The organism is Synechococcus sp. CBW1006 (assembly GCF_015840525.1).
GTDB lineage: Bacteria > Cyanobacteriota > Cyanobacteriia > PCC-6307 > Cyanobiaceae > CBW1002.
Genome location: NZ_CP060396.1, coordinates 2,767,425 through 2,778,588, shown reverse-complemented (window position 1 = coordinate 2,778,588; position 11,164 = coordinate 2,767,425). Strand labels below are relative to the sequence as shown.

At 68.7% G+C, this 11,164-nt stretch carries 9 protein-coding genes; 5 read left to right on the top strand and 4 right to left on the bottom strand.

The features are described from left to right. Nucleotides 1–4: 4 nt before the first annotated feature. The 4 genes from H8F26_RS13570 to H8F26_RS13555 are packed head-to-tail and all read left to right on the top strand — an operon-like array spanning nucleotide 5 to nucleotide 5,700. Nucleotides 5–919: a hypothetical protein gene (locus tag H8F26_RS13570; protein ID WP_197154735.1), complete on the top strand. Its 915-nt coding sequence runs from the start codon at nucleotides 5–7 to the stop codon at nucleotides 917–919. A gap of 26 nt (nucleotides 920–945) precedes the next feature. Further along, complete coding sequence (locus tag H8F26_RS13565) at nucleotides 946–1,653, top strand: hypothetical protein (protein WP_197154734.1); 708 nt, start codon at nucleotides 946–948, stop codon at nucleotides 1,651–1,653. Nucleotide 1,654: 1 nt separating this feature from the next. Further along, the gene (locus tag H8F26_RS13560) at nucleotides 1,655–4,603 is read left to right on the top strand and encodes a peptidase domain-containing ABC transporter (RefSeq protein ID WP_197154732.1); all 2,949 of its coding nucleotides are present in this window, start codon (nucleotides 1,655–1,657) and stop codon (nucleotides 4,601–4,603) included. Then, nucleotides 4,600–5,700, top strand: a complete 1,101-nt coding sequence (locus H8F26_RS13555; protein ID WP_197154731.1) for an HlyD family secretion protein — start codon at nucleotides 4,600–4,602, stop codon at nucleotides 5,698–5,700. Before H8F26_RS13560 ends, H8F26_RS13555 begins: the two co-directional genes overlap by 4 nt. A gap of 11 nt (nucleotides 5,701–5,711) precedes the next feature. Here H8F26_RS13555 and H8F26_RS13550 read toward each other — a convergent pair whose 3' ends face one another. Beyond that, complete coding sequence (locus H8F26_RS13550; RefSeq protein ID WP_197154729.1) at nucleotides 5,712–6,809, bottom strand: GNAT family N-acetyltransferase; 1,098 nt, start codon at nucleotides 6,807–6,809, stop codon at nucleotides 5,712–5,714. Between the two features lie 94 nt (nucleotides 6,810–6,903). Between H8F26_RS13550 and H8F26_RS13545 the strand changes: the two genes are divergently transcribed. Then, complete coding sequence (locus tag H8F26_RS13545; RefSeq protein ID WP_197154727.1) at nucleotides 6,904–8,139, top strand: hypothetical protein; 1,236 nt, start codon at nucleotides 6,904–6,906, stop codon at nucleotides 8,137–8,139. Nucleotides 8,140–8,142: 3 nt separating this feature from the next. Here H8F26_RS13545 and H8F26_RS13540 read toward each other — a convergent pair whose 3' ends face one another. The 3 genes from H8F26_RS13540 to H8F26_RS13530 are packed head-to-tail and all read right to left on the bottom strand — an operon-like array spanning nucleotide 8,143 to nucleotide 10,724. After that, the gene (locus H8F26_RS13540) at nucleotides 8,143–8,382 is read right to left on the bottom strand and encodes a hypothetical protein (protein WP_231605209.1); all 240 of its coding nucleotides are present in this window, start codon (nucleotides 8,380–8,382) and stop codon (nucleotides 8,143–8,145) included. Beyond that, the gene (locus H8F26_RS13535; protein ID WP_197154726.1) at nucleotides 8,382–9,716 is read right to left on the bottom strand and encodes a sodium-dependent transporter; all 1,335 of its coding nucleotides are present in this window, start codon (nucleotides 9,714–9,716) and stop codon (nucleotides 8,382–8,384) included. Before H8F26_RS13535 ends, H8F26_RS13540 begins: the two co-directional genes overlap by 1 nt. Before the next feature lie 3 nt (nucleotides 9,717–9,719). Beyond that, nucleotides 9,720–10,724, bottom strand: a complete 1,005-nt coding sequence (locus tag H8F26_RS13530; RefSeq protein ID WP_231605208.1) for a DUF368 domain-containing protein — start codon at nucleotides 10,722–10,724, stop codon at nucleotides 9,720–9,722. Nucleotides 10,725–11,164 lie beyond the last annotated feature (440 nt).

Sequence of the window (11,164 nt, the reverse complement as noted above, 5' to 3'; positions counted from 1 at the left end):
GCCATTGAAAATCAAGGCGCGGCTGGATGGGCCCACCGTTTCGGGACGAACACTGATATTGACATCAGCATTACCACGGCAGAGGATAGGTAACAATGCAGTGTCAGGATCGAAGGTTGTGAGCTTCCCCCCCGCGAACGAACTGGAGGTCATCTCGATCCTCAGCCCCAACGCCCTGCTGCCGGGCCAGGCGATTGCCCAGACCGTGGAGGGGCTCACCTACGACATCACAGTCAATAATCGCATCGATGCCACCGGCGGAAATTTTGCGGTGGTCAGCGTTCTTGATCCCAATGGCAATCCAGTTCCGATCGGCGATTTCATCCTGGCCCTGATCAATCGCCAGGTCGGCGGAATTTTGATCAATTTCTCCAACGCGCCGATCGATCCGGAGGCGCTGATCACCCTGCCGGACATTCCCGAAGAGTTCCAAGCGGATTTTGCACGCTTCTTCCTGGCGGTGCAGGAGGGCAATCCCAATGCCAAGTTGCTGGTGAGTGGATTCACGACCTACACCGAAAGCGAATTCAATTCCAACTACAACCTGTCTCAGGGTGACGATGCCATTCTCACCACTACGCTCAGCAATGTGATCTACGGCAATGACGGCAACGATGCCTTTGTCGTGACGGCCTACTCCGAGAACCCCAATAATATCGCAACCACGTCTTACTTGAGTCTTGGCGAAGGGAACGATGAAGTGTCGATCACCAAGCAGGCCCTGAAGCAAAACGGTTCCAAGATCGAGATCGAGAATTTCAATTCCAACGAGGACACCCTTGCCTTGGACATCAAAGCCAAGAAGGTCAATGGGATCGGCACCGACAGAATCCGGATCAGTGCCAACAAGAAAAGCCGGTTCATTGTCTCAACCTTCGACGGGAGCAAAATCACCAAAGACGCGATCGATTTCATCTGAGAACCCATCGGAGCCAGTCTCACCGCTTGAGCAGCGCCGCCCTCGAAACCGACGCGTCGACCCGGCTGGAGATCACCCTGCCGCCCGCCGCAGCGCTGATCGAACTGCAGCGCACCGGCCTGCTGGAAGACTGGCTGGCCCAACGCATCCGCCAGGAGCTCCAGCAGCTGCATCCCTGCCTCGAAACCCTGCAGCACCGCTGGTTCCACCAGAGCGCCGTGAGCCTCTACCTGCGCGAAGCTCGCCAGAACCTCGATCAGGTGGTGTTCTGCCTGATCCGGCTTGACGACTCGGAACTGGGGTCCGAGCTGGCCCAGGAGATCTATTTCCGCCTCCTGGCCAACGAACTCGATCCGGCCCGGCCGGGCCTCGATGGGTCGCTGTTCGGCCATCCCGCCGCTGCGGTGCGCAGCAGCCGCATCGGACCCACTCCCCTGGGCTCGCTGCAGCCCCAGCTGGCGGATCGGCTCAGAATCAGCCGCCCTGGGGTGCCCCAGAGCCCCTTCTCGATCGCGAAGGGCGAGCTGCTGATCGTGCAGCTGGAGCAACGGCTGCCGGCCTCGCTGGATCCAGCCACCCAGCGCCGCCTGGAACACACCCTGTTCAACGACTGGCTGCAGCAGCGCTGCCGCAGCGCCCTGCCGCAGCTGGAGGCCGCGGCGGCAGCCGGTCCGGAAGTGACCGCACAGCCGAAAGCCGCCGGCCCTGCCATCGCCATTCCCCTGCCGGATTGAGATGTCCCTGCCACCCGCACTCCGGCAGCGGCTGCAGCAAGACACGGAACCGCAGGCCTATCCCACCGGCCGCTTTCTGCTGCGCTGCGACCAGCTGCCCCACCAGGTGCTGCTGATCCTCTCCGGTCGCGCCCGTCTTCTCGCCCACGATCCCCTCGAGGGCTCCTTCACCGTGGATCGCCTCGGCCCCGGCTCCCTGGTGGGCTGGGCCAGCCTGTTGCGGGGGGAACCGTGCGAAACCCTGATCGCCATGGAACCCACCCAGGTGCGAGCCATCCCGGCCCAGCGGTTTCTGCAGCTCCACCATGACCTGCCCGAACTGCAGGAGCACTGCGCCGTGCCCGCCACCGCCGAACTGGCGGAAGCTCTGCTGCGCTGGTGGCACGACCATCCCCGCGGCAACCTCGAGGCGTCCCAGCAGCTGCTGGATCGCCTGCCCACCACCGATCCGCAGCGGGCCCGCCTGGCCAGCGCCCGGGAGATCGCCGATCCGCAGGGCCGCAGCCCGGATCGGCTCTGGATCTGGAGTGGTGCCCCCGATCGGCAGCGGCTGCTCAGCCTGGAGCGCGCCTGGGCGGAGCCCCCAGCCACACCTCCCGAGGCCAGATCGGCAGCAGCGCCTGGATCAAACGGTCGGGGCCACCGCGATCGAGAGCCTGGTGGCGCCACCATTGCGGAAGCCCCGCCCCTGCCCGATCCGCCCGATCCCGCCGCCCTCGGCCTTCCGGTCCGAGACCGCCCCTCTGCCGGTCGTATCGGCCCCCGCGTGCAGGGTCGCCCCGCCACGGCGCTGGTCTGTCTGCGGCGGCTCGGCCAGCTGCAGCGGTTCCCGGTGCCGCTCGACAGCCTCCGCCTCGCCCTCGAAGACTGCGAGCAGCGCCTCGGTGGGGTGACCCTGCAGCACATCGGCCAGCTGGTGGAATCGATCGGCCTGGAGGCCCGGCCCCTGGCCTGCCCCCCCAGCCACTTCCACCGGCTCGAGGCCCCGGCGGTGCTGGAGCGCAACGGACATTTCGCCCTGCTGGAAGCCGCCGGCCCCAAGGGCTGGAGCCTCGCCGATCCCAGCGAAGGGCTGCTGACGCTCTCCCTGCCCGAGCTGCGGCGGCTCTGGCCCGAAGGCCTGGAGCTGATGCTGGTGCGCCAGCCCACCGGCGCCGTGGTCGACGCCCGCGCCAGCCGCTTCGATCTGGCCTGGTTCGCCGAGGCCCTGCGGCCTTACCGCGGCCGCCTCGCGGTGGTGCTGCTCACCGGCTTCACCCAGAAGCTGCTGGAGCTGATCTTTCCGCTCGCCACCCTCCAGATCGTCGATCTGGTGGTGGGCAGCGGCAACAGCTCCCTGCTCGCCCCGATCGCCCTGGTGCTGGGCGTCACCGCCGTGGTGCTGGGGGTGCTGGGGGTGCTGCGCGAGTTGCTGCTGGCCGATCTGGCCGACCGGATCGACACCAACCTCGGCAGCCAGGTGGTGGGCCATCTCTTCCGCCTGCCGCTGCGCTTCTTCGATCGGCGCACCGTGGGCGATCTCGCCAGCCGCCTGCACGATCTCCAGCAGGTGCGTCAGTTCCTCACCGATACCGCCATCGGTTCGGTGATCGATGTGGTGTTCATCCCCATCCTGCTGGCCATCCTGTTTCTGCTGCAACCGGTGCTGGCCTGGGTGGTGCTCGCCCAGGTGCCCCTGCTGATCCTGCTCAACCAGCTCGGCGGCCGGCTCAGCGAACGGCAGCTCACCCGCCGCAATGCCGCCTGGAGCCGCTCCATGGGCTGGCTGGTGGAGGTGCTCAGCGCCATCCGCACCGTCAAGAGCCAGAACTTCGCCTCCGAGGCCCGCTGGGAATGGCTGCAGCGCCAGCGCTCCTACGCCGCCGCCGATTACCAGCTCTCCCGGAACCGTTCGCTGGTCAAGGAGAGCTCCGCCACGGTGCTCAACATCGGCAAGATGACCCTCTTTCTGGTGGCGGCGGTGCTGGCCCTCGACGGCCAGGCGTCGGTCGGCGCGATCTTCGCCGTGTATCTGCTCTCGTCTGGTGTGACCGGGCCCCTGGTGAACCTCTCGCGCCTCTGGGACCAGTACCGCGATGCCAGAGCCGCCATGGCCGCCGTGGCCGATGTGATCGGCCAGCCGCCTGAGGAGGCCGAAGGCATGCAGGAGATGCCCCTGCCCCGGATCGAGGGCGCCATCCGCTTCCGCAAGGTGAGCTTCGGCTACGGCCTCGACAACCGCCGCCAGCTCGACCAGCTCGATCTGGAGATCGAGGCCGGCAGCTTCGTGGGCCTGGTGGGGCTGAGCGGCAGCGGCAAGAGCACGGTGGTGCAGCTGATCGATGCCCTGTACCGGCCGATCGAGGGCCGCATCTTCATCGACGGCATCGACATCGCCCAGGTGCAGCTCGCCAGCCTGCGTCGCCAGATCGGCTTCGTGCCGCAGGATTCGATCCTGTTCGATGGCACCGTGCTCGACAACCTGCGCCTCAACCAGCCCGATGCCCCCCTCGAAGCGGTGATGGAGGCCGCCCAGGTGGCCTGCGCCCATGAGTTCATCAGCGACCTGCCCGGTGGCTACCTCAGCCGCGTGGGGGAGCGGGGCGGCGGCCTCTCCGGCGGCCAGAAGCAGCGCATCGCCATTGCCCGCATGGTGCTGCAGAACCCCAGCCTCGTGATTCTCGATGAGGCCACCAGCGCCCTCGATGCCGACACGGAACAACGGGTGGTGCAGCAGCTGCGGCGCCAGTTCCGCCAGCGCACCCTCCTCTTCGTGACCCACCGGCTCGGCAACCTGCGCCAGGCCGATCGCATCCTGGTGATGGAAAGCGGCCGCATCGTCGAAGACGGCACCTGGAGCGAGCTGGTCGCAGCCCTCGGCAGCTTCGCCGCCCTGGCGCGGCAGCAGCATGAACTGGCCGTTGCCGCCATCCCTGCCGCCGCCGAAGAGCCCGGAAGTCTCCAGGAATGACCCCCCAATCCCCCGCAAGCACCGCCAGCGCCATCAACGCCGATCCGGCCGAAGCCCTGCGGCTCGAGACCCGGCCCACCCCCACCCTCACCCTGATCCTGGCCGGGAGCCTCTCGGTGCTCTGCCTCAGCATCGGCGCGGCGGTGGCGGTGGTGCCGGTGGATCAGGTGCTCAGCGCCAACGGCAGCCTGCGGCCCCAGCGGCAGACCCAGCCCCTGGCCTCGGCCGAGCCCGGCGTGGTGCGCACGGTGCTGGTCAGGGAAGGCCAGCAGGTGAAGGCCGGCCAGATCCTGCTACAACTGGATGGATCTCTGCCCCAGGGCCAGATCCAGAGCCTGCAGCAGCAGTTGCGCAGCAACCGGGATCTGCAGCGCAACGAGGAGGAGCGGCTGCGGGAGCGGATCGACAGCCTCGGCCGCCGCCTCGCCCTGGAGGAACGGGTGCTGCGACCCCTGCAGGCCCTGGCTCGCGAGGGGGGCAGTTCGATGGTGCAGGTGGCCGAACAGGAGCGGCAGGTGGAAACCACCCGCCAGGAGCTGGCCGATGCCCAGCGTGCCCTGGGCAGCCTCGCCTTTCAGTCGGCCGAGAGTCGCTCCCAGCTTCAGCGGGATCTGCAGCTGCAGCGCGACCGGGCCCGCAGGATCAGCCTTCAGGCTCCGGTGGCTGGCACCGTGCTCGATCTCACGGCCCAGAGCGGCCAGGTGGTGACCCCCGGCGAAGCGCTGCTCAAGCTGGTTCCCACCTCCACGCTGCAGGCCGATGTGACCGTCGCCAACAAGGATCTTGCCTACGTGAAGCCCGGCCAGAGGGCCCGCATCAACCTCGAGGCCTACGACCCCTCCCTCTATGGCGTGCTTGAAGGCCAGGTGCTGCGCGTCGGTCAGGACGCCCTGCCCGCCACCCGGGAGATCGACCACCCCCATTTCCCGGTCACCCTGGCGCTGAACAGCCAGACCCTCGAGCGCGAGGGCCAGCGCTTCGAGCTGCAACCCGGCATGGCCGTGGTGGCCCAGATCACCCTGGAACAGCGCACCCTGCTGCAGCTCTTCTTCAGCCAGTTCAACCGCGGCTTCGATGCCGTGCGGCGCGTGCGCTGAAGGGCTCGCGCTCAGAGCCCCAGCAGCGGACTATAGCGCACCAGGCCGCCGCCCGGCGGCAGGGATCCAGGTTGCAGCTCCATGGCCAGGCACTCCTCCCCGAAGCCGTAGGCATCCCGCAGGCCAAAGGCCGAGGCCGGGCCAAAGCCGAAGCGGCCATAGAAGTGCAGGCCGCCGATCAGCACCACCCAGGCCCAGCCCCGATCCCTTGCAGCGGCAAGGCCAGCGGCCACCAGCCGCGAGGCGATCCCCTGGCGCCGCAGCGGCTCCCGCACCGACAGCGGCGCCAGGGCCAGCCCCTGGATCCCACACGGATCAGGCACCCCGGGAGCGGGCGGCAGCAGGGAGGCGGGGCTGAACGCCACATGGCCCACCAGCTCCCCCTCCAGCTCTGCCACCAGCGAGAGGCTGAGCTGGCCAGCGGCACGCAGCACATCCACCTGCCGGGCATCGCGGCGATCGGGAAAGCCCTGCCGATGCAGGGCATGGATCAGGGGCGCCTCGCCATGGCGCTCCGGCCGGATCCGCAGCCTCAGGAGCGGCGAATCGGGCTGCAGGCCCTGGATCCAGGGCTGGTGCGGCTGGAGATCGCGCAGGCCGTTCAGCAGCAGGTCGGCCGCGTCGGGCCACTGCCGGTGGTGACGGCGCTGATCCAGCCAACCGCCCAGTGCCTGCAGCACGTCTTCGATCCGCTCCGCTGAAGGCTCCAGCCGCACCAGCTCCAGCCAGCAGCGTGCGGCGTCGCACGGTTCCCCCGCCTGGCTTTCGGCATCGGCCAGGTGGCGCCAGAACACGGGCAGCAGGGCGGGATCGCCCGATGGATCGCTGGATGGATCGCCGGATGGATCACTGCCGGCGGGCTGCAGAGACGACCGGAAGCGTGGTGCCAGGGGGCGCAGCAGGGGCAGCACCGCCTCCGCCCGGCCCCGGGCTCGATGCGCCGCAGCGGCATTGAGCCGGTGGATCAGGCGTTCCGGCGCCAGGGCGAAGGCCTCGTCGAAACAGGCGAAGGCAGGTTCGCTCTGCCCCTGCACCAGCAGGTCCTTTCCCTTGCGGCGGAGCTGATCGGCTCGGCGATCCGCCTGCCCCTGAGAATCGGTCAGATCCATGGAACTCATGGGCGTTCCCGATCGCAACCGGCTGTTCAAGGTAGAACCAGGGAACGGCAGACCACAACGCTGATCCCCGGCGCGGCCGAAAACGATGCGCGATATCCCGTCTCCGGCCATTCTCCTCTCACCGCAGAATCGCGATCACACCCTGGCCGTCCTGCAGGGCCGGCCGGTGCTGCGGGTGTTCATCCAGGCGACCGCCGCCACGATCGACTCCGAAGCCGGGCCGCTCAGCGCCCTCAGCACCTCCGGCCCGGATCAGGAGGTCATCACCAGCCTCTTCGCTCAGCTCGATCCCCTGATCGCTCTCGACTTCGAGCTGGTGCTGGAGGCCGCCAGCGCCGATCTGGTGATCGTTCAGGTCGATGCCCCCTCCAGCGAAGGAGCCGGGTTCGCCGGCCTGGCCACCCCGCAGGCCCAGGGCTGGATCCTGCAGTGGACAGCCACCAGCCGCCCAGCCGGCAGCGATCCCAACCAGCCCCTCAGCGCCTACGACCGCAACACCCTGGTCCACGAGATCGGCCATGTGCTCGGACTGGCCCATCCCGGCGGTGCGCCCTTCGACCCCCGCTGGGACAGTGCCTCCACCGTGATGAGCTACCTCCCGGCCGAGGCCGGCTGGAGCACAACGTTCAGCCGATCCGATCGGGCCGCACTGCAGCAGATCTGGCAGCCGGAGACCGAAGGGCAACCCGCCTTCGAGGTCGTCACCAGCTCCTGGAGTGGAACGATCCGCCTGGATCGGCGGCTGGAGGCCGAAGCGGCGGGCTCCGACCTGACCGGCGGCAACCGGTCTGGCGGCAACCGCTCTGGCGACATCCGCTCTGGCGGCAACCCTGCGTCCGGCTTCGGCGACGTGCTGATCGGCAACGACGGCCCGGATCGGCTCCGCGGGCGCCGCGGCAACGACTGGCTGATCGGTGGATCCGGCGAGGATCGGCTCGAGGGCGGTGCGGGCTGGGATGTGCTCGACGGCGGCAGCGGCGCCGACCTGCTGATCGGCGGGGGCGGCCGCGACACCTACGTGGGCCAGAAGGATGGATCCCGCGACACCTTCCGCCTCCTTCCGGAATCGAGCCGCTCCCTGGTGGATGTGATCGAAGCCATGGATCCCTTCGATCGGATCGAGCTGGTGGGGGCCGACCCCGACAGCCTCCGGGTGGACAACGACACCCGGTTCCGGGGACTCAGCGGCTGGGGAATCTTCACAGGGAACACCCTCGCCGCCCTCGTGATCGACGACACCCTCAGCCGCAGGGACGTGCTCGCGACCCTGGTGGCCGTGGACGGCCTGGCCGGTGACGCTGTCGACCCATGGGCGAGCTGAACCTCAGGGGCGCTCACGGCCGGCCATCATCGCCTCAATCCTGCGGATCCGTTTCAGGGTGGTCTGCCAGACCTCCAGTTGAAAGGCGCGGCTGGCGTCGCCAGCGGCCACGGCCTGCCCGCACCCCTCGATCAGCGCCTCGAGGTTGTCGCCCCGTTCAAAGGCTTCCCAGAGCTGCCGCTCCAGCCGGGCCCGTTCGATGAAGTTCCAGCGCTGCAACCAGGAGGTCATCGGATCGGGCATCAACCAAGCCACATCTTCGCCAGGTCGAGCACGGACACGCCCAGCCCCACCGCAATCGCCGGCACCGAGATCCAGCGCAGACTGAGCAGGAGCGCGCGGCGCAGGCCCGGCGGCGTGGCGCAGCCCTGGAGATCGGCCAGGAAGCGTGCCGGCGCCTGCCAGCTGAGCAGCAGGGCCACCAACAGGCCGCCGAGGATCAGCAGCACGCCACCGAACAGGGCATCCATCACCTCCAGGGCAGCGGTGTTCAGGGCCGGCGGCAGCCCCAGCACCCCCACCAGGCCCACGCAGCTCCACACCGCCTCGCGGCGCCTCCAGCCCAGCCCATCGATCAGGGAGCTCACCGGCACCTCCAGCAGCGACACGCTCGAGGTGATCGCGGCGATGTAGGCAAGCCCGAAGAACAGCACCGCCACCAGCCGCCCAGCCATTCCAAGCGAAGCCAGACCCGTGGGCAGGGCGATGAACAGGGTGCCCACCGTGCTGCCGCTCACCACCTCGCCCAGCCCGAAGCTCGCCACCAGCGGAAAGGTGACGCATCCGGCCATCAGCCCCACCGCCGTATCCATCCCCACCACGCTCACCGCCTCGATGGCCAGGGCGCTGCGCCGGTTCAGGTAGGCGGCATAGGCCAGGATCGCGCCGATGCCGGTGCCGATCGAGAAGAAGGCCTGGGTGAAGGCATTGCGGATCGTGGTGGGGTCGAGCAGCTTGGCCGGATCCCAGCGCAGCAGGAACTGGTGGTAGCCGGCGCCGGCACCCGGCAGGAAGGCGGCCCAGATCAGCAGGCCCAGCAGCAGCAGGAACAGGGCCGGCATGCCCCAGCGGCTGAGCCGCTCGATGCCGCCCCGCACCCCGGCCGCCACCACGGCGCCGGTGAGGGCCAGGCTCACCAGAAGGCCCAGCACAGCGCCGCCGCCGCTGCTGATCAGCGCGAAGAAGGATTCCGAGGCCGCCATGTCGGCCGGCAGGCCCACCAGCAGGGCATGCAGCAGGGTGCGGCCGGTCCAGCCCATCAGCACCGCGTAGAAGGCCAGGATCCCGATCGCCGCGGCCAGAAACAGCAGGCCCAGGGGGGCCCAGCGGCGGCCTCCGGCGGTGACCGGCGCAATCAGGGGCGCATGGCCGGTGCTGCGGCCCAGCACCATCTCCGCCACCAGCACCGGCAGGCACACCACCAGCACGATCACCAGATAAAGCACCACAAAGGCACCACCGCCCCCCTGAGAGGCGCGGTACGCGAAGCCCCAGAGGTTGCCCAGGCCCACCGCGCTGCCGGCGGCCGCCAGCACAAAGCCAAGCGGCGAACTCCAAGACTCCGAGGCCCTTGCCATCGTTCAGCCCCCCATCTCCTCAACACCCGCCCGCCGCTGCAGCTGCTCGATCCCCACCACCAGGGCCACGCCCAGAGCCGCCAGCAGGGCGGCCACCATCAATGCGGCGGTGCTGGGTGGGGCCGCCAGGGCATCCCGCAGCACGATCAGCTTGCCCTTGGCGTTGTGGGTGGATTCGAGCACCGTGCGGAAGGGCCAGATCTTCCAGAGGGAACCGGCCATGAAACCCACCAGCAGGGCCACCACCTGGCCATGGAAGTGGTGCAGCAGCCAGCGCAGCAGACGCACGAAGCTGATCAGGCCCACGGCGCAACCGAGGGCGAAGGGGATCAGCACCGCCGGATCCAGGCCTTTCACACCCTCCATCACGTGCTGGTACTGGCCCAGCACCAGCAGCAGGAACGAACCGGAAATACCCGGCAGGATCATGGCCATGATCGCCACCGCCCCGCTCCAGAACAGGGTGAAGGGATCGTGGGGCATGGTGACGGGCACGCGGGTGACCAGCAGCAGGGCCAGCGCCACCCCGGCCGCCATCGCCACCAGCCCCTGCCAGCCCCAGTGGGCGTGACGGGCGATCAGCAGGATCGCGCCGATGATCAGCCCGAAGAAGAAGGCGAACAGCAGCACCGGCTGGAACTCGTACAGCCAGGTGATCGGCCGCACCAGCAGCAGCACCGAGGCCGCCAGGCCCGCCAGAAGCGGCACCAGAAAACCCAGATGCACCCGCGCCGCGGCGGCGCTCCAGTCGCCGCGGCGCAGCAGGGCCAGCAGGGCCAGCAGGCCCAGATCGAAGCCGGCGATGGCCTCAAGCAGCTGGCCGTAGATGCCGAGAATGAAGGCCATGCTGCCGCCGGACACGCCCGGTACCACATCGGCGGCGCCCATGGCCAGGCCGCAGAGCACCATGTAGGGCAACGAGGGCTCCCGTGACGCGGCAGGCGCCGCCGGTGCGGTGGGGACCGGCGGGTCAGGGGAATCGGAGGGGGCCGAAGGTGACGCTCTCATGGCGGAAAGAACAACAGGGGCCGGCGGGCCACGGGTGGCGGCATCCTGCCTTGGCCGGTAACGATTCGATGCCGGTGAAGGCCAGGGCGACCTCAACCGCTCACACTCTGGCCTCCTCCTGAAAGCGTCGGCCATGAAGCCTCACCGGATCACCGTCCTGCTCCTGAGTGTCGTGCTCGGCTTCGGCAGTGTCCTGTGGAGCGCCGACCCGGCCCTGGCTCGCAATGGGGCCGACGATGGTCCCGGCCACGACCAGTTCGACGACCGGGGCGGAACCCGGCCTGACGGCGTCAGCGACGATCCTCCGGGCGATGACTCGCGGACCACCTCGCCGACCGGTGACCCTGTGCCGGAAGTCATCCGGTCTGATGACAAAGCAGGCGGTAGGGAAATGCCTGCAGGGCGGGATCCAGGCTCACCAGGGTTGAGACCTCTGAATT

What these genes read in the sequence shown, in the direction of transcription:
- H8F26_RS13560 (WP_197154732.1), top strand. Translation starts at nt 1,655, where the DNA reads ATGTCCCTGCCACCCGCACTCCGGCAGCGGCTGCAGCAAGACACGGAA.
- H8F26_RS13555 (WP_197154731.1), top strand. Translation starts at nt 4,600, where the DNA reads ATGACCCCCCAATCCCCCGCAAGCACCGCCAGCGCCATCAACGCCGAT.
- H8F26_RS13550 (WP_197154729.1), bottom strand. Translation starts at nt 6,809, where the DNA reads ATGGATCTGACCGATTCTCAGGGGCAGGCGGATCGCCGAGCCGATCAG.
- H8F26_RS13545 (WP_197154727.1), top strand. Translation starts at nt 6,904, where the DNA reads ATGCGCGATATCCCGTCTCCGGCCATTCTCCTCTCACCGCAGAATCGC.
- H8F26_RS13540 (WP_231605209.1), bottom strand. Translation starts at nt 8,382, where the DNA reads ATGCCCGATCCGATGACCTCCTGGTTGCAGCGCTGGAACTTCATCGAA.
- H8F26_RS13535 (WP_197154726.1), bottom strand. Translation starts at nt 9,716, where the DNA reads ATGGCAAGGGCCTCGGAGTCTTGGAGTTCGCCGCTTGGCTTTGTGCTG.
- H8F26_RS13530 (WP_231605208.1), bottom strand. Translation starts at nt 10,724, where the DNA reads ATGAGAGCGTCACCTTCGGCCCCCTCCGATTCCCCTGACCCGCCGGTC.